This is a genomic window from Bacillus sp. REN3 (assembly GCF_017912555.1).
In the GTDB taxonomy this organism is placed as follows: Bacteria; Bacillota; Bacilli; order Bacillales; family Cytobacillaceae; genus Mesobacillus.
Genome location: NZ_JAERSD010000004.1, coordinates 83497 through 105844, shown reverse-complemented (window position 1 = coordinate 105844; position 22348 = coordinate 83497). Strand labels below are relative to the sequence as shown.

Here is a 22348-nt window from a genome sequence, read left to right as displayed (position 1 = left end):
ATCAGTCTGCATAATCTCCCAATCGGGAGCTGTATTCTCCCAATCAGCCAGCATAATCTCCCAATCAGGTGCCGTATTCTCCCGTTTGTCCAATTTCTTCCACTAAAGCCTTCCTCTTTTGAAAAAATCGATTCCCAGGGGAAAAATCAGTCATCAATTTCCTTGTCTGTTGTAGGAATAAAGGATTTTTTCACCCAGATTTTGGACTTCCATCGCCAGAGCATCAGCAATCCTCGCAGCCATTCATCTGCGATGAAGGCAATCCACACCCCGACGAGCCCTAGTCCGAGCCATATTCCGAGGAAATACGAAAGGGTGACAGAGACTCCCCACATTGATAGGATGCCCATATAAACCGGGAACTTAACATCACCTGCAGCCCTCAGGGAACTGATGATTACAAGATTGAAAGACCTTCCGGGCTCAAGGATGATCGTCAACAGGATCAGCGTGCTCCCTAGCTCGATGATGTTTCCGTTATCTGTGAAGATCCCCATAAGGTCCTTTGCGAACATGGATACGATTCCGGCAGCAGCAATCGAAATGATGATGGCAAGCTTCAAGCTTTTCATGCAGCGATGGTAGGCTTTTTCAAATTCCTTGGCCCCGACCATATGGCCGATCAGAATCTGGGTGCCCTGGCTGATCGCAATGCTGAACAGGAAGATGAACATCATTAAGTTTTGCGTGTATACTTTGGCTGTCAAAGCTTGGGTGCCTAACGCTGCGATAAAATAAGTGATCACAATCTGAGATCCATTGTAGCTAAGGTGTTCCCCTGCGGAAGGAATACCAATATTCAAAAGATCCTTCAGGTGTTTTTTCGGAAAATGGAAAACCATGCGGATCGGCATTTTTTCGGGAAGCCTCTTATTCATGACATAAAAAGATGCGATCAGGCCGGTGATCCGGCTTGCGGCCGTCGAAATGGCTACGCCTTCAACTCCCAGGACCGGGGTCCCGAACGGGCCGAAAATGAAAAAGTAATTGCCGATTACATTGAGCAGGTTCATGCCAAGAGTCACGTACATGATGTCTCGTGTGAATCCGTAACTGCGGACGATACTGCTGACAGTCATGATCAACGATTGGATGAATGAAAAGCCGCCCACAATCCTTAAGTAAACATTGGCTTCAACCCATAATTCAGGAGGCAAATCCATCATCTTCAACAGCGACTCGCTGAAAATGAGGACAGCTCCGCTAAGGATCAAGCCAAAAACAAGATTGGCGCCGATCGAAACAGCGGATACTTGGACAGCATGGTCATTTTTCCTGGCACCAAGGTTTTGGGCTACAAGGATGGCGGTTCCAGTGGAAATAAACCCGAACATGACGATAATCATGGAAAGAATTTGGTTGGATACTCCAACAGCTGCCACCGAATTATCAGAATACTGGGAAAGCATCAGTGTATCCGCATTCCCCATCAGCATATAAAGTAAAATCTCAATAAAAAGCGGCCATGTAATCGCAAAAAGTGATAGATTAGCAGTTTTTTTCATTAAATGCAGCTCCAGGTTGGATTCTCTTTGTTATTCAGGCTTAGAAGTCTAGTTTCTTGTGTATATTGGCTCCTGCATAGGGAAATTCCGCGAACTTTTGCCGAAATCCCGCAAACCGGAATAAAGGTAATGTGAGGTGTAAAATATCCCATTCGAGCAAATGCCCAACTACCAGTGCCCCTGAATGCCAAACAACAAACCCTTTCCCGACCTGGCAGGAAAGGGTACGGAGTCAAAACTTGATAATAGAGAAGCCGCTTGCGGCAATGCGAGCAGATAAATCGTCACTCTCCGCCGCGAATTCTTCCCCGGTGTACAAATTGGTGATTTTCCTGCCTTTCAGGTTAAAAGGGAGAGGGTAGTCAGCTTCTTCAGCGCTCATGTTCACAATCACCATGATTGTCTCTTCGCTATTTGACTTTGTATAGGCAAAGCAAGTGTCATGGCCATCAGATGGGAGGAAGTGCAGTTCGCCTTCATTCGCCAGAAGCGGATTGTCCTTACGGAGCTTGATCATTTTTTGCACGTGACTGAACAGATCACGGTCCTGGTCTTTCTTATTCCACTTCATGCATTCACGGCAGCCTGGATCCTGTCCGCCTGTCATTCCGATTTCATCACCATAATAAATGCACGGGGTTCCGATATAAGTAAGCAGGACGGTGAAGATTTGTTTTACTTTGTCAACGTCTCCTCCGCATTCAGTCAAGATCCTTGGCGTATCATGGCTGCCGATCAGGTTGAACGCCACTTCATTGACATTTTTCGGATACATGTGGTTAACAGTCGTCATATTTTCGATAAATTCTTTGGCGGTAATGGTGTTGCGGGCAAATAAATTCAAGATATTCGTTGTAAATGGATAGTTCATCACGGCGTCAAACTGATCGCCCTTCAGCCAGGGCATCGAATCATGCCAGATCTCCCCCAGAATATAAAGATCAGGCTTGATCGCCTTTACTTCTTTGCGGAATTTCCTCCAGAAGGAGTGATCAACTTCGTTGGCGACATCCAGCCTCCAGCCGTCAATATCGAATTCATGCACCCAGTAGCGTCCGACCTCAAGTAAATAATCGATTACTTCCGGATTTTCAGTATTCAGCTTCGGCATCGCTTTTTCAAAAGCAAATGTATCGTAGTTGGGACGCGGTTCAGTCACTAGCGGGAATTCACGGATATGAAACCAGTCCTTATAACGGGACTCCCTGCCTTTTTCAAGGACATCCTGAAATTGTGGGAAATAAAAACCACTATGGTTGAAAACCGCATCAAGCATGACCTTGATACCATGTTCATGGCAAACTTCCACAAGGCGCTTCAATGTTTCCTTCGTGCCGAATTGAGGATCGATTTCCAAATAATCAATCGTATCGTATTTGTGGTTTGAATAGGCTTTGAAAATTGGTGTGAAATAGATGCCGCTGATTCCAAGCTCCGCGAGATGGTCGATGTTCTGGATTACGCCTTCGAGGTCGCCGCCGAAAAAGTTTGCCGGAGAAGGATCAGCGCCTCCCCATGGAAGGCTGCCTTCGGGGTCGTTTGAAGGGTCCCCATTCCCGAAACGCTCCGGGAAAATTTGATACCAGACCGTATCCTTGACCCAGGAGGGAGCCTGGAAAACATCTATATTGTTCAGGAAAGGAAAGCAGAAATAATAGGCTGTATCATCCAGTGGAGCTTGATTATAGAAGCCTTTCTCTGTCAGACAGGCAGTTTCCACCCCGTCATTCAAAAGGAAACCATAGCGCAGTCTTCTGTATGGAGGTTTGATAGATACGAGCCAGTAATCAAATAATTGGTCTGAACCGCTTTTGTCCATTTGGATAATTGTTGTATTCCATTTATGATCTGTCCAGTCATAAGGATCGCCATTGATTAATGAAACGTCTTTGATGTCATCTTTCTTGGTACGCAGGCGAATATGCAGCTCTTCATTTGTGCAAGCGTATGCATAGTTATCTTTAGGACGGTGGTAAATCGCTTCTTTGAACAATGTATAACCATTCCTTTCTAGGCTAAGCATGATTAAAACAAGGTTAGAACACCTATTTTCAAATGTCAATCAGGAAAAGTGCCTTCACAAAAAATTAACGGAAAAAGCGGCCAGATTCCAATGAATACGTGGCTGATGAAGGGCTATCTTGATACCATTCCGAAGGAGCTCGATGAATCAGCAAAAATGGACGGTGCAGGGCATTTGCGGATATTCTTCCAGATTGTCATGCCGCTTGCGACGCCAATCATCGCTGTTGTTGCACTATTTGCCTTCATCGCTCCTTTTGGCGATTTCATCATCGCAAGCATCCTGCTTAGGACAGAAACAAAATACACTCTCGCTGTTGGGCTGTACGATATGGTAGCGAAACAGTTCGGTGCTGAATTCACGACATTCGCAGCCGGCGCTGTGTTGATTGCCGTTCCAATCGCGCTTCTGTTCCTGTCATTCCAGAAATACTTTGTATCCGGTTTGACGGCAGGCGGTACAAAAGGATAATCTATAAGGGCATATACTTTTTAAGCAAAGGCTGTTACGAGCCTTTGCTTAAATTATGAAGGAGGAGCGGGGATGAAAAACAAGCTGGCAGCATTCATCTTAATTCCGTTTCTTCTTTTTTACGCCCTCCCTGTAGGCGCTGTTGAAAAAGAAGGACGCAAATGGCAGGATGAAACGATTTATTTCCTGATGGTTGACCGTTTTAACAACGGTGACAATAAAAATGATTACAAAGTAGACACGAAGGATCCCACAGCCTATCACGGCGGCGATTTCCAGGGCATCATCGACGAACTGGATTACATCAAGGACATGGGATTCACGGCCATCTGGCTGACACCGGTTTTTGATAATGTCGATAAAGGCTACCACGGATACTGGATTAAAGATTTCTATAAAACGGAAGAGCATTTTGGAAGCGTTGACAAATTCAAAGAGCTTGTAAAAGAAGCCCACAAGCGTGATATCAAGATCATTCTTGACTTTGTTGTCAACCATGTAGGACCTGAGCATGAATGGCTCAATGATCCTGCCAAAAACGACTGGTTCCATCTGAAGAAGGACATCATGGATTGGAATGACCAGGACGAGCTGGAGAACAATTGGCTATATGGTTTGCCGGATCTCGCCCAGGAGAATCCGGAGACAAGGAAGTATCTGCTGGATGCAGCTAAATGGTGGATTGAAGAGACAGATATTGATGGCTACAGGCTGGATACTGTCCGCCATGTTCCAGTCGATTTTTGGGAAGATTTTTCGAAGGAAGTCAAAAGTGTAAAAGATGATTTCTACTTGATCGGCGAGGTCTGGGCAAAAGACCCGAACAACATAGCCAAGTATGACAAGGCAGGGATAGACGGTTTTGTGGATTATCCCCTGAATGAGCATCTAAGATCAGCTTTTGCCAAACCCGATCAGACATTGGACTGGCTGTTCACAACAGCAGAAAGAAATAAAAAAATCTATGAAAATCCTGAATTGATGGGAAATTTCATGGACAATCACAATACCGTCCGATTCACAAGGGAAGCGGTCCAAAACAGGCAGCATCCGGGTACGAGATGGAAGCTTGCCCTGACGTATCTGTACACTGCCCCAGGTATTCCAATCGTTTATTATGGAACTGAAATCGCCCTTGATGGAGGGAAGGATCCTGATAACCGGAGGCAAATGAGCTTCAGGGCGGATAAGGAATTGATCGATTACATCGCGAAAATTGGTGAACTCAGGAACCAGCTGCCTTCACTTAGCCGTGGGGATATGGAAGTCCTTTACGAAAAAGATGGCATGGCTGTTTTCAAACGGACGTATAAGGATGAAACAGCTGTGGTTGCCATCAACAACACATCGGATACCCGCCACGTCACTTTGAGCGCCGATCAACTGGCCGAGGATATGGAATTGCGTGGTTTGCTCGCTGATGACCTTATCAGGAGCGACAAGGACAAGTACAAACTCACGCTTGACCGGGAAAAGGCAGAAGTTTACGTGCTTGCAGAAAAGACTGGCCTGAACATTCCTTATTTAGTGGTAATGGCTGCTGTCTATGCCGCTTTCTTCTTCTTTATTTTCCTTCTCTTGAAAAGGGGGAGAAGAAGAAGGAATGAGCAATGATGTTTCCGTATAATGGCTGTCCATTCGTTGAGATAACGAAAAAAAAACGATAAAATCCATACTGGTTATTTTATAATAGAGATAAGGAATTTTTCTGGCAAAGGGGGAGGGGAACTTATGGCTGTCACAATAAAGGATGTTGCCAAGGTTGCAAATGTCGCGCCTTCAACTGTCTCGCGTGTAATCGCCAACAGTCCAAGGATCAGCGAAAAAACGAAAGAAAGAGTCAGGGAGGTAATGGATCAGCTTGGGTATCATCCCAACTTCATAGCCAGAAGCTTAGCGAGCCAATCGACACAAGCAATCGGCCTGGTCATGCCAAGTTCGAACGATGTCGTCTTCCAGAACCCGTTCTTTCCAACTGTTTTGACCGGCCTGAGCGAGGGTGCGCACGCCAAGCAATATGCCCTGCATATGACAACTGGAAAGACGGATGATGAAATATTCGAGGGCGTTGTCAAAATGGTCCAGGGCGGCAGGGTCGATGGAGTCGTGCTGCTGTATTCAAAAGTAGAAGACAGGGTCATCTCCTACTTAAGGGAACGGGATTTTCCTTTCGTTGTCATCGGCAAGCCAATCAAGGATGATGACGGAATCAGCTATGTCGACAATGACAACTTCAAGGCGGGGAAAGAAGTGACAGAGCATCTGATCAAGCTGGGGCATGAAAGGATTGGCTTCATCGGTGGAAATCTTGATCTGGTCGTCACAGTCGAGAGGCTGCTCGGATATGAAAAAGCATTGAGGAACGCAGGCATTGAATTGGTGGATGAATATGTCGTCAATGATGAATTCCTTCGAGAGAGCGGGCAGGATGCAGTCAAAGAGCTTCTGTCCTTGGAAAAACCGCCGACAGCGGTGGTTGTAGCCGATGACCTTATGGCACTTGGTGTCCTGAATAAGCTGGATGAAATGGGTATTGCCGTTCCGGATGATATCTCGGTTGTCAGCTTCAATAATGTCCTGATCGCGGAAATGGCTCGTCCCCCGTTGACATCAGTCGATATCAACATTTTCAATCTTGGCTACGAAGCAGCGAAAAGCCTTATCAGACGGATTGAGAATCCAGATGAACCGATTGCCCAGACAATCGTCCCTTTTAAAATTGTCCAGCGATCTTCATGCGCGGAACAGAAGGAAAACTAACATACTATTTCGGGAATTTTAAAAAGCAAGGCAGCGATGCTTTGTTTTTTCTTTATTTGAAACGCCGCTTGCAAAGAGTTTTCTTGATTCACGGGCAGAGCGGGCACAATTCGGCTAAGATGGTTTTCGGGGTGAGGACTTCGAGGTCAGGCGGCAGGGTCAATTGATCCCTGTTATAATCGATGAAGGAATTATGATCATGTTTCATAAGAAAATCGCTCCTTTGGTATGGTGGTTGTGGTGACTGCATTATACAAAAGAAGGGCGATTCTCTTATTTCTTCACCTATTTACCGATAAGGAAAAGTACACTTATTTGATTGGAGCGGAAGGCACGGAGACTCCTCGAAAATGCTTACGTATTTTCTTCGTGCGTGGACAAACTCAAGGAAGCCCATTCAGTGTCCTGCGGGAATACATGGCAGGGGAGATTCCGCAGGCGTTTGCGCGGAGGAGAAAGAAAGGCGGAAGCACTTTGGTCAGCCCCGATAAGCGCTGGGCCACTAAGACCGCCGCGTCCTGCGGCAACGTCGCCACTAGGTCCTGTCCATCGAAGGGCCTGGAGCGCAAAACAACGGGTTGTCTAACAAGAATAAGAAAAGAGGCTGTCCCAAAAGTTATCCTTTTGGGACAGCCTCTTCCTGATCTTTACCCATTGACCACTGTGCCGCCATTGACGTGTATCGTCTGGCCGCTCACATATGCGGAATCATCGCTTGCAAGGTAAACGTAGGCCGGTGCCAGTTCATATGGCTGCCCCGCACGTCCCATCGGGGAATCTTTGCCGAACTTCGCGACTTCGTCTTCCGAAAAGGTTGATGGAATCAGCGGCGTCCAGATTGGACCAGGTGCCACGCTGTTCACGCGGATCCCTTTCGATACCAGGGACATCGCCAATGAACGGGTGAAGGTGACAATCGCGCCTTTCGTAGATGAATAGTCAATCAGTTTAGGATTTCCTTTATAGGCGGTGATCGAAGATGTGTTGATGATCGTACTGCCTTTCTTCAGCTCGGGCAAGACAGCTTTCGTCAAATAAAATATTGAGAAGATATTCGTCCTGAAAGTCTTCTCCATTTGTTCTGCTGAAATATCCAACAGGCTCTCCTGCGGATGCTGCTCAGCAGCATTATTGACTAGGATGTCAATTTTCCCAAATTCATTTAGAGTTTGCTTGACGGCTTCCTTGCAGAAATCATCGCTTCCGACATCGCCGGCTAGCAGCAGGCATTTTCGTCCTTCAGCTTCGATCAGCTCCTTTGCCGTCTGTGCATCTTTATTTTCTTCAAGGTATACAATGGCAACATCCGCGCCTTCCTTCGCATAATAAATGGCTACAGATTTACCGATTCCACTGTCGCCGCCAGTGATCAATGCGACTTTTCCTTCCAGCTTCCCGGAACCTTTGTAGTTTTCATCCACCGATCTCGGTTCAGGTGTCATTTCTGGTTCGGTTCCAGGCTGATGGTCTTGATGCTGGGGCGGGAAGCCTTGCTTGCTTTCTTTTGACATTTCAAACATCACTCCCAAATTAATTTCGGCCTATTTTAATTAATTCCTTAAATGCTCTTTGAAAAAACATGGAAATAAATTCTTTGTGGCGGAAATGGCATCATCCATTGCTGATACGGAAGAGGAAGTGTTCTGGTCTTGAATGGGTTCTTCTATTGCCTTGTATCCGGAGAAATCACGGTGAAGAGATTCGATTCCAAACTTGGGGTTCAGGGTTTGGCTGCTTCGGGCGTTCAGGAAGATGGAGGAAATAGGGAACTACGAGTTCCAGAAGATCAAAGATAAAAAACAGCAGCCTCTATATCAGAAGCTGCTGCATGGACATTTATTTTCTCGACATGGAGTATGTTTTGTAACCTCCTGTGAGATTTTTGGCCTCAAATCCGTTGTGAAGAAGAATTCGGGATGCAAGGTATCCTCTTAAGCCGACTTGGCATGTGATGAGGATCGTTTTGTCTTTTGGAAGCTCATCGAGACGGCTGCGCAATTCATCAAGCGGGATGTTCTTTGTCCCTTCGATTTTTCCGTCAGCAAACTCTTCCTCCGTACGAACATCGATCATGTAGGCTCCATCCCTGACCAAGTCATCGACTTCATGCCATTGGAACGTTTCGATTGTACCATCTACGATGTTGGACGCAACATAACCAGCCATGTTCACTGGATCCTTTGCTGAAGAGAATGGCGGCGCATAGGCAAGCTCGAGCTCCTGGAGGTCATATACAGTCAGACCGCCCTTGATGGCCGTTGCGATAACATCTATGCGTTTATCGGCCCCATCTTTGCCAACCGCCTGTGCACCATAGATTTTGCCCGTCTCCTTGTCGAAGACCAACTTAAGTGCGATTTGCTCCGCGCCAGGATAGTATCCAGCGTGGGACATAGGATGGATATGCACGACTTCATATGGGATACCCAGTCTCTTAAGCAATTTCTCACTATTTCCGGTAGTCGCAGCAGTCAGGTCGAATACTTTTACGATTGACGTGCCAAGCGTGCCTGGGTATTTGATGTTACGGCCATTGATATGGTGTCCGACAATATGAGCTTGGCGGTTAGCTGGCCAGGCAAGCGGAATCATCGTTGGTTTGCCATTGATGTAATCAAGCACTTCGATGGCATCTCCCATTGCGTAAATCGCTGGATCGGAGGTTTGCAGGTATTCATTCACCTTGATGCCGCCTCGTTCTCCAAGCTCAAGGCCAGCTTCGACAGCAAGGGTGTTTTCTGGCCGGACGCCGATAGACAGGATAATCATTTCAGCATCCAGTTCTTTGCCGCTTTCAAGCACAACCTTTGTTCCGTTTTCAATGACGTCGGCGATGCCGTCCCCAAGAATCAAATTGATGCCATGCTTCGTTAACTCTTCTTCAACAATCGCAGCCATTTCAGGGTCGATAGGCCCCATTACCTGTGGCAATTTTTCTATCAGGGTGACGGAAATCCCTGCTTCAACCAGGTTTTCAGCCATTTCCAGTCCAATGAAACCGCCGCCGATCACAACAGCATTCTTCGGATTGTTTTCTTCAAGGTAGTTTTTTATTTTATCCATATCCGGAATGTTTCTCAAAGTGAAAACATTGCTGCTCTTCAGCCCCTCGATTGGAGGGACGATTGGTTTCGCACCCGGTGATAAAATAAGCACATCATAGCTTTCGCTATACTCTTCGCCTGTTTGGACATTCCTTGCTGTGATGGTTTTCTCCTTGCGGTCGATTGAAGTCACTTCAGTCAGGTTGCGGATATCCATATTGTAACGGGCGTTCATTCCTTCTACTGTCTGGAGCAGCAATTTCGCCCTGTCCTCGATGACACCACTTATATGGTAGGGCAGCCCGCAGTTTGCGAAAGATATATATTCTCCTCTTTCAAATAATACGATTTCAGCCTGTTCATCTAGTCTTCTCAGCTTTGTTGCTGTAGTAGCTCCACCGGCAACGCCGCCTACGATCACGATTTTTTTACCCATTTTCCAGTCATCCTTTCGGAGAAAAAATTAATTTATACCCCTACTGGTATATTAACCTGAGAATAGGGGAAAACCAACATATCAATGTGAAGAAATTGTGAATCTTTTTGGGTCGCTAACTATAAAAGTCACTACAACCCTCTTTATTTACTAATTTTAACTTGGAAATATAAAATAGGGGCAGGGGTTTTGTGAAGGATTTATGAAGATTTAGATAGGGGAAAAGCGGACCAATGATGGCCCGCTTCTGCTATTAACGATAGTTCACGAATTGTACGTCTATCGAAAGATCGGCTTCTTTGATAGCAGCAATGATTTTTTGGAGATCATCGCGGCTTTTGCCTGTGACGCGAATCTGGTCATCTTGGTTTTGGCTCTTGACTTTTACGCCGCTGTTTTTGATGATAGTATTGATTTTCTTTGCGTTTTCCTTATCGATTCCCTGGATCAATTTGGCCCGCTGGCGGACAGTTCCGCCAGAAGCGCGCTCCACCTTGCCATAATCGAGATTCTTTACCGGAATCTCCCGCTTGACCATTTTGCTGAAAAGCACGTCCTTTAATTGCTCAAGTTTGAATTCATCGTCTGAAATCAGCACGAGCTCTTCCTTATCCAGGGTAATGTCGCTTTTGCTTCCTTTGAAATCATAACGATTCTGGATTTCCTTCATCGCGATGTTAATTGCATTCGTTACTTCTGACATTTCGATTTTGGATACGATATCAAACGAACTTTCTTTAGCCATAGCTACCTCCAACATGAAAGAATTTTCTTTTTTTTGGCGAAAACGCCCCATCCGGTTTAAGCCGCTTTCGCTTTTCCTTTCATTATAGTAAAATATAGCAGTTCAAACAATGCTCACGATATTTGGTTATACTTTTAAATAAAACCTTTGCAGGAGGAATGAAATGTCTTTACAGGATTATACCGGCCAGGTCTTAAAGATGACGGTCGCAAGGATTGCAGATTATGGTTATTTTTTGACCGATGGCGAAGAAGATGTCCTTCTTCATTCAAACGATACCGCCAGAACTTTTAAGGAAGGCGATACGGTTGAAGTTTTCCTGTTTGTGGATTCACAAGGGAGGCTTGCTGCGACAACAACCATTCCTAAAGTAACGGTTGGGAAATATGACTGGGTCCCTGTCGTTGAAGTCAAAGAAGGCCTGGGTGCTTTTCTCGATATCGGCATCAATAAAGACATCCTTCTCGGGAAGGATGATTTGCCAGTGGTAAAAGCAGTCTGGCCACAAAAAGGGGATTTGCTCTACATCACTCTCAGGGTGAACCGCAATAACATGATTTACGCGAGGATGGCTGCTGACCCGGTCATCCAGGAAATCTCCGTGAAGGCAACAAGACAGGATTTCAATAAAAATGTCCACGGTTATATTTACAGGACTGCGCGAGTGGGAAGCTGGATCATCACCACAGAGGGCTTCAAAGGCTTCATCCATGAATCGCAACGCCGCACAGAACCCAGGATTGGAGAGAAAGTCGAAGGCAGGATCATCGATGTCAAAGAAGATGGCTCAATCAACGTTTCACTTCTGCCGCGGAAACAGGAGGCCCTGGATAAAGATGCCGAAAAGATCATGGACTATCTTGAGTCAAGGAATGGCGCCATGCCATACCATGATAAAAGCATGGCAGAAGACATACAGGAACGTTTTGGGATGAGCAAGGGATCCTTCAAAAGGGCGCTTGGCAGGCTGATGAAGGAAGATAGGATTTATCAGCAGGATAATTGGACATTCAAAAAACAAAAATAGAGCCAAGTGGCTCTATTTTGCATTGTTTTCCCTTATAAATGATCTGTTTTTTTCGAATATTGATGCTTTCCGGCCTTCCGGTTCTTTTCGCGTTCCATGTTCTTTTCGTGACGAAGGGCGTTATTGTCCCTTGCTTTTTTATCGTTATCCGAGGTATTTGGCATAATAAAACTCCTTTCAAGGTCAGGATTGATGTTATTGTTCCTGAAACCCAAAAGGAGTATGTATGATTATGATGGCAGTTTATTCAAAAAGAAAATGGCAATTGTCCCGGGTCCGGTATGTGACCCGATTGCTGCACCGATGGAGGTGATCACGATCTCTTTTGGATTTAGTTCCTGGCTGATCATGTCTTTCATCTCGTGTGCTGTTCCAAGGTCATCTGCGTGGCTGATGCCAACGGTTTGTTGTTCGAAGCTTACCCCGCGTTCCTTCATCACTTCGAGGATCCGTCGGAGCAGCTTTTTCTTGCCGCGGATTTTTTCGATGGGAATCAGTTTCCCGTCTTCCACATTCAGTAGTGGCTTAATGTTCAGCAGCCCGCCAACGAAGGCCGATGCTTTTGAAACGCGTCCGCCTTTTGCAAGATGATCGAGGTCATCCACCGAGAATAGATGCTCCATATGCTGGCGGCGGAACTCTATGTCCTTCAGGATGGCTTCCTTTGATGCATTCTCTTTTGCCATTTTTACAGCTTCCATGACAATCAGGCCATATCCAAGGGAAGCGCACTTCGTATCGATGATTGTCAGATTCAAGTCAGGGTATTCTTCTTTTACCTGATCGGCAATCATCACCGCTGTCTGGTATGTACCTGATAATTCAGAAGAAAAGGCTATGTATATTCCATCCTGTTTGTTTTTCGCCAGTTCTGTGAACGCCTCTTTAAAACCAGCAGGGGAAGCCTGGGATGTCTTAGGAAGATTGCCAGCCCTTATTGCATCATATACTTGATCTGGCTGTATCGTCTTGAGGTCGTCATATTCCGACCCATCAATTTGAACTTTTAAAGGAAATAATAGCGTGTCATTTTGCCCATAAAATTCCAATGGCAAATCACACGCACTGTCAGCCATGATTTTTACTGACATGGAACTTTCACCTGCTTTCAACCAGTATATGCTAATAGTTTAAAGGGAATATCGCAAAAAGACAATTAAATGTAGTGATTTTCCGTAAAATAGGGGTAGAGGAAGAATAAAAAAAGGGGGATTCATATGGTCTGGTTGGAAACGAAAAAAATCATTATTGTACTGGTAGGGGCATTCCTGAACGCATTAGCCCTGAATTTCTTCTTGATCCCGGCAAATGTCTATGCCAGCGGCTTCACAGGGATCGCACAGCTCGTTTCAAGCATACTGGGCGAATTTGCGCCATTTAATATTTCAACAGGGATTTTGTTATTGCTCCTGAACATTCCTGTGACGATTCTCGGATGGATGAAGGTAGGCAAATCCTTTACATTATACAGTTTCATTTCCGTGCTGCTGTCATCTTTCTTTCTTGAGATCCTTCCAGTGAAGCAATTATCTGAGGATATTTTGCTGAATGCGGTGTTCGGCGGGGTGATTGGCGCAATCGGAGTAGGGCTGACACTCAAATGGGGGGCATCGACGGGAGGGATGGATATCATTGCGATGGTGCTGTCACGAATGAAGGATCGTCCGGTCGGTACATATTTTTTTACGTTGAACAGCATCATTATAGTAACGGCGGGCTTTGTGTTTGGCTGGGAAAACGCTCTCTATACACTTGTAGCACTCTATGTTTCAACAAGGGTCATTGATGCTATCCATACCCGGCATGAAAAGTTGACGGCAATGATCGTGACCAAGAAGCCTGATGAATTAAAGAAAGCCATCCATGAAAAACTAGTCAGAGGGATTACGATCATTCCTGCAAAAGGAGCCTTCAGTGGAGAGCAAAGAGAAATGCTGGTCATTGTCATCACCAGATATGAGATGTTTGACCTTGAAAGGACAATCAGGGAAGTTGATCCGCAAGCCTTCACCAATATTATCGAGACAGCTGGAATATTCGGATCCTTTAGGAAGGAATAAGGAAAGGAGGCTAGGTATTGAGAAGTATCATTTTGCTGTTGGCAGTGCTGCTGATATCGTCGGCGCCTTCACAGGCAGTTGACGGAAAAGAACAGGATTCCAGACAATCAGGAATTCCCTTCTCCTTTTTTGCAGACCTGGTAGCTGGGCCGGAAAAAGCGGAATTCGAATTAGTGCTGAGGAATGATGGAGGAACACCATTGGCATTCGAATTTCCAACCTCCCAGAAGTATGAAATAACTGTTTATGATGCCAGTAAGCAAAGGGTATATCAATATTCTGAGGGGAAGGCTTTTGCCCAGGCTTTTGAAACATTGAAGCTTAAGCCGCAGCAAAGCATCCGGTGGAAGGAAAGCTGGGATTATTACAAGAATGGAGAACGGGTGGAACCAGGTGAGTATACGGTTGCAGCAAAACTGAAGGCAGTAGGGGTGAATACCAAGCCGATTTCAAAGCAATCTGCACTCATGGATTCGAAAAGCTTGGTCATTCCCGGCATGAATCCAGTCTTCAGGAAGATAAACGTGGAGGGAAGCAACGGGAGTTATATTGTGTATGGGGAAGCAAGGCCGGGAAATGGCTGGTTCCATTATTCACTAGAAGACGGCCATAATGAGCTAGTGAGCGAAACGAAGGTTGCAACCGGATCGAAGTATCCGGAGTGGAAACATTTCACGATCCGTATTGACGTGACAAGGGAAAAACTTCCCTCAAGCGGTTCGCTCATCTTGAATCTGTATGAAGAAGATCAGGCTGGAACCATGCTTAACATTTATCCTGTACTCCTTGAAAGATTCAAGTAACTGAAACAAAGCAGGAGGCATGGCCTCCTGCTTTGTTTTCGTTTAGTTGGTTCCAATTGAATCCAGCTCGTCCTGGAACGATCGCAGCTTCACTTTTTCAGCAATTGCCGGAGTCGCCTGAGCGGGTGGCAAGGCGGCCTGTGCATTCCTGATTGTGGTTTTGTGGAGAACTGGCTGTGCCATCCTGGCCAGGAAGATAGCTTTCTTTGCTTCCCGGAAAAGCCAGTTGCCCATTTAAGCTCCACCTAATGAGGCATTCCTGACATTCTCAAGCTTTTGCGCTTCTGCATCGGCATACGTCGTGTGGTAAGGGATCCGTTCATCGTGCTTGGCGACAGTATCTGCACCTTGCTGTACAAAACGTTTGGATTTATTGCGTTTACCCATTGTTTACCCCTCCATGTACGAGCTAATTTTTGAAACGGGACTAGCCCGTTTCAATTATTATTATGTTCTTTTACAAGGGGATTCAACCTGGAACACAGAAGGGATTTTTTACAGTGCTTTCAGGTTGAGAAGGTCATTGAGGTAAACGCCGATGCCATCTTCTTCGTTTGAAAGAGTAATATCATTGGCAATTGTTTTTACATCATCAATGGCATTTCCCATCGCGATTCCCCGGCCCGCATATTCAAGCATATCCAGGTCGTTATCCTCATCTCCAAAAGCGATGATCCTATCCGCCGGAATCTGGTAATGCTCCGCTGCCTTCTTCAGGCCCACCGCTTTGTTCAAGCCATATCTGACAATTTCAATGACATGGAAGGGTGCTGCCCAGCTTCGATGGTCGATGACCTCGGCATGCACCTCTGACAGGTGGTGGCGGATGTTTTTCAGGTCATTTTCCTCCGTATGGATCAGCATACTTGTAGGGGATGCCTTCAGGAACCTCCGCAAATCGCCTGTGGTGATGGTTGGATTGCCCATATTGAAAATATCAAGCAGTTTCTCATCATGATAATGGATATAGACATCATCAATCACCTCAGCGATGATGTTATGATATTTGAAATCCTCGAGCGCTTCAACGATATCCTGCGCGACATCGATTGACAGCGGAGAATGGTGTACGCCCCATTTTTCATCAAGCGGGTGATGGATGAATGCCCCGTTGAAATTGACGATTGGAGTGTCCAGCTTAAGTTCATGGTAATACATTTCACTCGCGCGGAAGGGCCTCCCTGTCGCAATCATCACAACATGCCCTTCTTCACGCGCTTTTTGGATCACACGTTTGTTGTTCTCCGAAATCTTTTTATCATCAGTAAGTAAAGTACCATCCAAATCTAATGCGATTAAATGTTTTTCAGCCATAAAAACTCCTTCTTAATCATGAATTTTTCTTTTTATTTTAATAATATGCGTATCGTTGGCTCTTTTTTCCCAAGAGTCCTACAATACATATATTGGTTCTTCCTTGAATGCTGTGATTATCATTTTACAGTTAAATTGTTAAAAAATCATTTATCTAAACTTAAAAGGCGGTAAAATTCGGAAACCATCATATCCGCCTTGACAGGGAGGAAGTAAGTTGATTGTAATCGAGAAAAAACGCATAAAACATATTCCCGTTCTCCACGTAGTGAAACAAAAGAAATTTTCAGAAGAATTGCCCCTTGTTGTATTCCTTCATGGGTTTACAAGTACAAAGGAAAGGAACATGCACTACGCCTACCTATTGGCAGAAAGAGGCTTCAGGGTCATCATGCCTGATGCCATATACCATGGAAAACGGGCGAAGGACTTGCCTGAAAAACAGCTTGCACTAAAGTTTTGGGAAATCGTCATCACTTCCATAAAGGAGCTCTCCATCATGAGAGAAGAACTTGCTGCGGAGAGGCTCATAAATCCGTCGCAGATAGGAGTGGCAGGTACTTCAATGGGAGCGATCGCCACGCTTGGAGCGCTCTCTGAATATGACTGGATCAGGACAGCTGCCAGTCTGATGGGAAATCCGGCATTTGGGCAATTCGCTCTCTGGCAGATGGACCAGCTGGAACAGCAGAAGATAAGCCTGAACCTCTCCGATGAGGAAGTCGATCGTCTTTTAAGCCAATTGGAAAAATACGACCTGAGTGCCCAGCCTGAAAAGCTGGATAAGCGGCCGCTGCTCTTCTGGCATGGCAAGAAGGACCCTATTGTCCCCTACCATGCTGCGCATGATTTTTATCAGCAAATCAGGAAAAACTATCTAGGAAATGAAGACAGGCTCATGTTCATCACCGATGAGCAGGCGGGGCACAATGTGACCAATAAAGGGGTCAAAAGTACTGTAAATTGGTTTGAAAAGCATCTGGCAGGTATAAAAGTCAAGTGAAATATAAAATGATATGAGAGGGAGTTAAAACAATGTGAGAAATCTCACATGCATTTACGGCAGTTTCCGCTTTAAATACCCGTCCATCATTGTTATCATTAGATAAAAGTAATTCATAAGGAGTGATCAGCATGGATCAAGAATTGAAAGACAGCATCATGGGTGCGCTCGAAATGGTAGTCGACCCTGAACTTGGAATAGATATCGTGAATCTTGGACTAGTCTATGATGTCGAATTGAATGAAGAAGGACTGGCTACGGTCACGATGACATTGACTTCAATGGGATGCCCCCTTGCCGGCACGATCGTCGATCAGGTAAAAATGGCGCTGTCAGACTTACCGGAAGTCAAGGATACAGAAGTCAATATCGTCTTCAATCCTCCATGGTCAAAAGATATGATGTCCCGCTACGCCAAGATTGCGCTTGGTGTAAGGGATTAAGGATTCCTGGAGGGCTGCAAAATGAAAAATAAAGTTATCTTGGTCAGTTCAGACCAGCTGGGAAGAGGGAATAAGGAACTGGGAGAGGGCGTGCTTGAAACCTTCTTTACAGTCCTCAAGCAAAGGGATGACCTTCCATATGCCATTTTTTTCATGAACAGTGGGGTCTATGCATTGACTGCCGATTCCTTTTCATCCGTCCATCTTAAAGAATTGGAAGATAAGGGTGTAAATGTCCTGGCCTGTAAAACGTGTGTGGAGTATTACGGCGTGGAAGAAAAATTGGCTGCCGGAAAAATCAGCGGAATGGCTGACTTTGTCGATTTAGCCGCAAAATATGAAGTCGTTACGATATCCTAGAAAAGCAGCAGGAGCAGCTCCTGCTGCTTTTTTTGATAACTATGGAAGCAATTTTTTATTTCAATTCGCTCCCTCAGGAACCCATTTTCCGCTTCCCTAGAAAATGTACCGTGAGTGGGCGGTGATGGTGAGACAGGGATAAGAAAATCATAAGAGACAGGTTAGAATTTATGTAATACTGGCAATACCTGATCCTTTGATTGAATCAAATTTCGTTTTTGATTTTGGAACAACCAATATGCTTTAACAAGGAAACTGGATACAGGCAGGACACAAAATTGTCATACAATCCATCGGATGGGATTGCAAAGATGTGAGTTATTTCACTTAATCATGATGTAAATAAATTTATACTTCAGCTATAGAGAAGTATAAGGAGGCGCCATTCGATGTTTTCAAGAGATTTTAATCAGGACCCATTCATAGTAATTTGGGAACTGACAAGAGCCTGCCAGTTGAAATGCCTGCACTGCAGGGCAGAAGCCCAATATAGAAGAGATCCTCGCGAGCTTTCGTTTGAAGAGGGGAAAGTGCTTATTGACCAAATATATGAAATGAACAACCCGCTGCTTGTTTTTACCGGAGGGGATCCATTGATGCGTGAAGATGTATTTGACATAGCTGCCTATGCGGTCAAGAAAGGTGTCCGTGTTTCAATGACGCCAAGTGCCACGCCGAACGTAACGAAGGAAGCAATCGAAAAAGCGAAGGAGGTAGGCCTGTCGCGCTGGGCCTTCAGCCTGGATGGACCGACAGCAGAAATCCATGATCACTTCCGCGGGACAGCAGGATCTTTCGACTTGACGATTGAAAGAATCAAATACCTGCATGAGCTTGAAATCCCGATTCAAATCAATACGGTCATTTCCCGCTACAATATTGATTATTTAGAGGAAATGGCGAAGCTGATTGAAGAACTGGAGTGTGTGCTCTGGAGCGTATTCTTCCTCGTACCGACAGGAAGGGGACAGGAAACAGATATGATTTCCCCTGTTGAACACGAGAAGGTCTTCACATGGCTCTATGAGTTGAGCAAAAAGGTATCATTTGATATCAAGACAACAGCCGCCCAACACTACCGGCGCGTTGTCATCCAGCAAAAAATGAGGGAATCAAAGGAGCATACAGAACAGATCGACTACCTGACTGCGCTGACGAAGGAAGGATTGACAGGTTCGATAGATGGTCTTGGCAGGGCACCTAAAGGAGTCAATGATGGAAATGGCTTTGTATTCATTTCACATATCGGGGACGTTTATCCTAGCGGACTACTGCCGGTAAAGGCGGGAAATATCAGGGAACAGCCTCTTGCTGAAATTTACAGGGAATCCCCGGTTTTCAAATCGCTCCGGAATCCTGATGGGTACAAAGGGAAATGCGGAGTGTGCGAGTTCAGGCATGTATGCGGCGGTTCCCGTTCTCGCGCATACGCGATGACAGGGGATTATTTGGAAAGCGAGCCATTCTGTGTTTATATCCCTGAAGCGTTAAGAAAACAAAAGAAAGCCTAATCAGCAAATACCCGGGTTTACTTGTGCCGCATAACCTTCAGTGCTGCTACTTAAAATGGGTGAAGCCAGCAGGCTTCACCCATTTTCGTTATTCGTTGATTTTTGTTCGATGATCTCGTTCCTGGCTTGTTTTTGCAAAGGAAACGATGGTTGAGGCCAGTGGAAGTAAACGCTTGTTTCCTAATCGATAGAACAAAATACAGCCGGGCAATTTTCACAGCCGATTTCTCTCCGTAAATACTCAAGGTCATGCACCAGGATTTTGCCCTTCTTAATCGAAATGATTCCTTCCCGTTTCAAGTCGTTGAGAATCCTGTTTGTGCTCTCCCTCGAAGTGCCACAAAAGTTTGCCAGTTCCTGGTTCGTCAGCGGCAAATCAATCAGGATTCCGTTCTCTTTCTTAATTCCATAGCTATTCGTCATCCTGATCAGAGTTGAAAATAACGCTCCTTTTTTTCCATTCAGCACAAGATCACGGAATTTCGTCTGGGTCTTACGGAAATGGTCGCTCATCCACTTCATGAATTCAAATGCCAGTGATGGATTCTGGAAAATTTCTCTTTCAATGACATCCTTCCTGATCGCCAGGACCTTCGCGTCTTCCAGTACAAGCGCACTTAAAAGGTACTTGGGTGCGTCGGTAAATAAAGTCAGCTCCCCGCAAATATCATTTTCGCCGCAAATCCTAAGTGCCAGTTCACGCCCATCCTGTGAAACCTTGCTGATTTGCACCTTGCCGCTTAGAATCAAATAAAGTTCCTCTGCTTCCATGCCTTCCTGGAAGATATAACTCCCTTTCTCGGCCTGGATTGTCCGGTCCGCAAATTGAAACAATTCTTTTATCTCAATTGAATGAGTTATTTTGTTCGTGTTCGGCATGGTCATCACCCTTTGTTTTATTTCCCGTGACACTATTTCTATAGATACAATAATAACACCGCCATAGTGTAAAATGTATAAACCAGCAGGAAATGTCAAAATGTCGTCATTTTTACTGTATGGTAATGTTCACAAAAATGCAACAATCGCTTTTTCTATTATAACGATAAAAAAAGCCTTATTTGTTCGAGGTTTATTGATTAACTGTGACGGTTTGTTGAACAAAGAAGTAGGTGTGAAGTTCGTCACATCTTAAAGTGTATGATTTTCTTACGATTTACCCAAGGAAAGCACTACTGGAACATACAAAACCTTACGGGGAAATCACGAAAGGGAGATAAACATGAAAACACAAAAAATCCAATTGCCGCTCCAGACACTTAGCCTTGTTGCAGGGTTCATGGTTTGGGTAATTTTATCGTCACTCATGCCGTTCATCAAAGAAGACATACCGATGTCTGCCAATCAAATCGCGATGGCGACGGCAATCCCAGTCATCCTTGGTTCAGTCTTGAGGATACCGATCGGTTACTGGACAAATCGTTTCGGTGCCCGAAGATTGTTCTTCATCAGTTTTACATTGCTCTTATTCCCTGTTTATTTCATCAGCCTTGCTGACAGCTATACAGATTTGCTGATCGGAGGCCTGTTCGTCGGGATTGGCGGCGCAATTTTTTCAGTAGGGGTAACATCATTGCCAAAATATTATCCAAAAGAACGCCATGGATTCGTGAATGGCATTTATGGAGTCGGGAACATTGGGACCGCGGTTTCAACCTTCTCGGCACCAGTGGTCGCTATCGAGCTCGGCTGGCAAACGACTGTGAAACTGTATTTGATCTTGCTGCTTGCCTTCGCCTTGTTCAACTTCATTTTTGGCGATAAAAATGAAAAAAAGGTCGTTACACCGCTTGGTGAGCAGATCAAAAGCGTTTATAAGAATCAAAAGCTTTGGGCTTTAAGTCTGTTTTATTTCTTGACTTTTGGATCATTCGTCGCTTTCACAATCTATTTGCCGAACTTCCTGGTGACACATTTCGAACTTGATAAGGTAGACGCAGGCCTCCGCACCGCAGGGTTTATTGCGACGGCGACCTTCTTAAGACCGGTAGGCGGCTGGCTAGGGGATAAATTCAACTCCTTCGTCATCCTTATGGTTGTCTTCGCTGGCATGACAATCTCTGGAATCTTGTTGTCATTCATGCCTTCGCTGACACTGTACACGATCGGCTGCCTTGCAGTAGCTATCTGTGCCGGCATTGGCAATGGAACGATTTTTAAGCTTGTCCCGCTTTACTTTTCAAAACAGGCAGGTATCGTCAATGGGATTGTATCGGCGATGGGCGGTCTTGGAGGCTTCTTCCCGCCTCTGATGCTATCTATCCTTTTCAACCTGACAGGGCATTATGCCATTGGCTTCATGGCTCTTTCGCAGGTGGCTCTTGCAAGCTTGATCATCGTCATCTGGATGTTCTACCAAGATAAGCTGAGCCTGGCTTCCGACATCATCGACCATACCGCCGAAGGAATCATGGTTACTGATCTGAAGGGGAATATAGAAAAAGTGAATCCCGCCTTCACTTTGGTTACTGGATATGAGCCTGAAGAGGTAATCGGGAAAAATCCGCGAATCCTTCGTTCGGGTGAACATGGGGAACAGTTCTATTCTGAAATGTGGGAGACAATCAAAAAAAAGGGTTCATGGCAGGGAGAAATCTGGAACAAGAGGAAAAACGGAGAGATTTATCCAGAATGGCTGACAATCAGCCCGGTGAAAAACGATGCTGGGGAAGTAAAGAACTTTGTCGGGATGTTCAGTGAACTAGAGTTTAAAAAGAGATAATCTGGCTAAACTGCATCGTAAACAGGATGCAGTTTTTTCCATCTTCATTTTTTTTGACAACATCATGACAATTAAGGGTAAATAACACTATCCGAGTAGTTTGTATGTTGTAATATACTTA

The 22348-nt window shown here is 45.2% G+C and carries 21 protein-coding genes and 1 pseudogene; 11 read left to right on the top strand and 11 right to left on the bottom strand.

Going from position 1 to position 22348, the window contains the following annotated elements:
* Nucleotides 1-146 precede the first annotated feature (146 nt).
* Complete coding sequence (locus JJQ88_RS04895) at nucleotides 147-1505, bottom strand: MATE family efflux transporter (protein ID WP_210364620.1); 1359 nt, start codon at nucleotides 1503-1505, stop codon at nucleotides 147-149.
* A 232-nt stretch (nucleotides 1506-1737) separates the two neighbouring features.
* Nucleotides 1738-3498, bottom strand: coding sequence for an alpha-glycosidase (locus tag JJQ88_RS04890; RefSeq protein WP_210364619.1), 1761 nt, complete (start codon nucleotides 3496-3498; stop codon nucleotides 1738-1740).
* 108 nt (nucleotides 3499-3606) lie between these two features.
* On the opposite strand from JJQ88_RS04890, the pseudogene JJQ88_RS04885 reads away from it, so the two are divergent.
* The 3 genes and pseudogenes from JJQ88_RS04885 to JJQ88_RS04875 form a co-directional block, all read left to right on the top strand.
* Nucleotides 3607-3999, top strand: a pseudogene (locus JJQ88_RS04885) (ABC transporter permease subunit); the annotation flags it as partial.
* A gap of 72 nt (nucleotides 4000-4071) precedes the next feature.
* Nucleotides 4072-5613 carry an alpha-amylase family glycosyl hydrolase gene (locus tag JJQ88_RS04880; protein ID WP_210364618.1) on the top strand — a complete coding sequence of 514 codons (1542 nt, stop codon included), beginning with the start codon at nucleotides 4072-4074 and terminating at the stop codon, nucleotides 5611-5613.
* 117 nt (nucleotides 5614-5730) lie between these two features.
* Entirely contained in the window at nucleotides 5731-6759 is a 1029-nt protein-coding gene (locus JJQ88_RS04875) for a LacI family DNA-binding transcriptional regulator (protein WP_210364617.1), read from the top strand.
* A 647-nt stretch (nucleotides 6760-7406) separates the two neighbouring features.
* Here the strand turns inward: JJQ88_RS04875 and JJQ88_RS04870 are convergent.
* The 3 genes from JJQ88_RS04870 to JJQ88_RS04860 form a co-directional block, all read right to left on the bottom strand.
* Nucleotides 7407-8270, bottom strand: coding sequence for an SDR family oxidoreductase (locus tag JJQ88_RS04870; RefSeq protein WP_210364616.1), 864 nt, complete (start codon nucleotides 8268-8270; stop codon nucleotides 7407-7409).
* Nucleotides 8271-8595: 325 nt separating this feature from the next.
* Nucleotides 8596-10239: a CoA-disulfide reductase gene (locus tag JJQ88_RS04865; RefSeq protein ID WP_210364615.1), complete on the bottom strand. Its 1644-nt coding sequence runs from the start codon at nucleotides 10237-10239 to the stop codon at nucleotides 8596-8598.
* A gap of 253 nt (nucleotides 10240-10492) precedes the next feature.
* Entirely contained in the window at nucleotides 10493-10984 is a 492-nt protein-coding gene (locus JJQ88_RS04860) for a YajQ family cyclic di-GMP-binding protein (RefSeq protein ID WP_210364614.1), read from the bottom strand.
* A gap of 163 nt (nucleotides 10985-11147) precedes the next feature.
* Between JJQ88_RS04860 and JJQ88_RS04855 the strand changes: the two genes are divergently transcribed.
* Nucleotides 11148-12011, top strand: coding sequence for a CvfB family protein (locus JJQ88_RS04855; RefSeq protein WP_210364613.1), 864 nt, complete (start codon nucleotides 11148-11150; stop codon nucleotides 12009-12011).
* 32 nt (nucleotides 12012-12043) lie between these two features.
* On the opposite strand, the gene JJQ88_RS04850 is transcribed toward JJQ88_RS04855, so the two are convergent.
* Both JJQ88_RS04850 and JJQ88_RS04845 read right to left on the bottom strand, forming a co-directional pair.
* Nucleotides 12044-12175, bottom strand: a complete 132-nt coding sequence (locus JJQ88_RS04850) for a DUF3941 domain-containing protein (RefSeq protein WP_210364612.1) — start codon at nucleotides 12173-12175, stop codon at nucleotides 12044-12046.
* 66 nt (nucleotides 12176-12241) lie between these two features.
* Nucleotides 12242-13102: a DegV family protein gene (locus JJQ88_RS04845; RefSeq protein WP_210364611.1), complete on the bottom strand. Its 861-nt coding sequence runs from the start codon at nucleotides 13100-13102 to the stop codon at nucleotides 12242-12244.
* Nucleotides 13103-13228: 126 nt separating this feature from the next.
* On the opposite strand from JJQ88_RS04845, the gene JJQ88_RS04840 reads away from it, so the two are divergent.
* Together JJQ88_RS04840 and JJQ88_RS04835 are read left to right on the top strand one after the other, a co-directional pair.
* On the top strand, nucleotides 13229-14071 hold the full coding sequence (locus JJQ88_RS04840; protein ID WP_210364610.1) for a YitT family protein: 843 nt from the start codon (nucleotides 13229-13231) through the stop codon (nucleotides 14069-14071).
* Between the two features lie 17 nt (nucleotides 14072-14088).
* Nucleotides 14089-14874: a BsuPI-related putative proteinase inhibitor gene (locus JJQ88_RS04835; RefSeq protein ID WP_210364609.1), complete on the top strand. Its 786-nt coding sequence runs from the start codon at nucleotides 14089-14091 to the stop codon at nucleotides 14872-14874.
* Nucleotides 14875-14916: 42 nt separating this feature from the next.
* Here JJQ88_RS04835 and JJQ88_RS04830 read toward each other — a convergent pair whose 3' ends face one another.
* The 3 genes from JJQ88_RS04830 to JJQ88_RS04820 all read right to left on the bottom strand — a co-directional run bounded on the left by JJQ88_RS04830 (nucleotide 14917) and on the right by JJQ88_RS04820 (nucleotide 16188).
* Nucleotides 14917-15108: a DUF3813 family protein gene (locus tag JJQ88_RS04830; protein ID WP_210364608.1), complete on the bottom strand. Its 192-nt coding sequence runs from the start codon at nucleotides 15106-15108 to the stop codon at nucleotides 14917-14919.
* Nucleotides 15109-15261 (bottom strand): hypothetical protein, encoded by a 153-nt coding sequence (locus JJQ88_RS04825; RefSeq protein ID WP_210364607.1) that lies wholly within the window; start codon nucleotides 15259-15261, stop codon nucleotides 15109-15111.
* A 108-nt stretch (nucleotides 15262-15369) separates the two neighbouring features.
* Nucleotides 15370-16188, bottom strand: coding sequence for a Cof-type HAD-IIB family hydrolase (locus JJQ88_RS04820; RefSeq protein ID WP_210364606.1), 819 nt, complete (start codon nucleotides 16186-16188; stop codon nucleotides 15370-15372).
* 217 nt (nucleotides 16189-16405) lie between these two features.
* Here JJQ88_RS04820 and yjfP point away from each other — a divergent pair, with 217 nt between their 5' ends.
* From yjfP to JJQ88_RS04800, 4 genes are all read left to right on the top strand, one after another.
* A complete protein-coding gene (gene yjfP / locus JJQ88_RS04815; RefSeq protein WP_210364605.1) occupies nucleotides 16406-17191 on the top strand; it encodes an esterase in 786 nt (261 codons plus the stop codon).
* A 131-nt stretch (nucleotides 17192-17322) separates the two neighbouring features.
* Entirely contained in the window at nucleotides 17323-17634 is a 312-nt protein-coding gene (locus tag JJQ88_RS04810) for a metal-sulfur cluster assembly factor (protein WP_210364604.1), read from the top strand.
* A 21-nt stretch (nucleotides 17635-17655) separates the two neighbouring features.
* Nucleotides 17656-17994 (top strand): DsrE family protein, encoded by a 339-nt coding sequence (locus JJQ88_RS04805; protein WP_210364603.1) that lies wholly within the window; start codon nucleotides 17656-17658, stop codon nucleotides 17992-17994.
* Nucleotides 17995-18383: 389 nt separating this feature from the next.
* A complete protein-coding gene (locus JJQ88_RS04800) occupies nucleotides 18384-19505 on the top strand; it encodes a TIGR04053 family radical SAM/SPASM domain-containing protein (protein WP_210364602.1) in 1122 nt (373 codons plus the stop codon).
* Between the two features lie 180 nt (nucleotides 19506-19685).
* Here JJQ88_RS04800 and JJQ88_RS04795 read toward each other — a convergent pair whose 3' ends face one another.
* Nucleotides 19686-20384, bottom strand: coding sequence for a Crp/Fnr family transcriptional regulator (locus JJQ88_RS04795; RefSeq protein WP_210364601.1), 699 nt, complete (start codon nucleotides 20382-20384; stop codon nucleotides 19686-19688).
* Between the two features lie 343 nt (nucleotides 20385-20727).
* Between JJQ88_RS04795 and JJQ88_RS04790 the strand changes: the two genes are divergently transcribed.
* On the top strand, nucleotides 20728-22227 hold the full coding sequence (locus JJQ88_RS04790; RefSeq protein WP_210364600.1) for a nitrate/nitrite transporter: 1500 nt from the start codon (nucleotides 20728-20730) through the stop codon (nucleotides 22225-22227).
* The last annotated feature ends 121 nt before the right edge of the window (nucleotides 22228-22348 follow it).

Coding starts and splice junctions, on each gene's coding strand:
- JJQ88_RS04860 (WP_210364614.1), bottom strand. CDS start 10,984: ATGGCTAAAGAAAGTTCGTTTGATATCGTATCCAAAATCGAAATGTCA.
- JJQ88_RS04850 (WP_210364612.1), bottom strand. CDS start 12,175: ATGCCAAATACCTCGGATAACGATAAAAAAGCAAGGGACAATAACGCC.
- JJQ88_RS04870 (WP_210364616.1), bottom strand. CDS start 8,270: ATGTCAAAAGAAAGCAAGCAAGGCTTCCCGCCCCAGCATCAAGACCAT.
- JJQ88_RS04825 (WP_210364607.1), bottom strand. CDS start 15,261: ATGGGTAAACGCAATAAATCCAAACGTTTTGTACAGCAAGGTGCAGAT.
- JJQ88_RS04840 (WP_210364610.1), top strand. CDS start 13,229: ATGGTCTGGTTGGAAACGAAAAAAATCATTATTGTACTGGTAGGGGCA.
- JJQ88_RS04790 (WP_210364600.1), top strand. CDS start 20,728: ATGAAAACACAAAAAATCCAATTGCCGCTCCAGACACTTAGCCTTGTT.
- JJQ88_RS04895 (WP_210364620.1), bottom strand. CDS start 1,505: ATGAAAAAAACTGCTAATCTATCACTTTTTGCGATTACATGGCCGCTT.
- JJQ88_RS04795 (WP_210364601.1), bottom strand. CDS start 20,384: ATGCCGAACACGAACAAAATAACTCATTCAATTGAGATAAAAGAATTG.
- JJQ88_RS04800 (WP_210364602.1), top strand. CDS start 18,384: ATGTTTTCAAGAGATTTTAATCAGGACCCATTCATAGTAATTTGGGAA.
- JJQ88_RS04830 (WP_210364608.1), bottom strand. CDS start 15,108: ATGGGCAACTGGCTTTTCCGGGAAGCAAAGAAAGCTATCTTCCTGGCC.
- JJQ88_RS04865 (WP_210364615.1), bottom strand. CDS start 10,239: ATGGGTAAAAAAATCGTGATCGTAGGCGGCGTTGCCGGTGGAGCTACT.
- JJQ88_RS04820 (WP_210364606.1), bottom strand. CDS start 16,188: ATGGCTGAAAAACATTTAATCGCATTAGATTTGGATGGTACTTTACTT.
- JJQ88_RS04880 (WP_210364618.1), top strand. CDS start 4,072: ATGAAAAACAAGCTGGCAGCATTCATCTTAATTCCGTTTCTTCTTTTT.
- JJQ88_RS04855 (WP_210364613.1), top strand. CDS start 11,148: ATGTCTTTACAGGATTATACCGGCCAGGTCTTAAAGATGACGGTCGCA.
- JJQ88_RS04805 (WP_210364603.1), top strand. CDS start 17,656: ATGAAAAATAAAGTTATCTTGGTCAGTTCAGACCAGCTGGGAAGAGGG.
- JJQ88_RS04875 (WP_210364617.1), top strand. CDS start 5,731: ATGGCTGTCACAATAAAGGATGTTGCCAAGGTTGCAAATGTCGCGCCT.
- JJQ88_RS04810 (WP_210364604.1), top strand. CDS start 17,323: ATGGATCAAGAATTGAAAGACAGCATCATGGGTGCGCTCGAAATGGTA.
- JJQ88_RS04845 (WP_210364611.1), bottom strand. CDS start 13,102: ATGTCAGTAAAAATCATGGCTGACAGTGCGTGTGATTTGCCATTGGAA.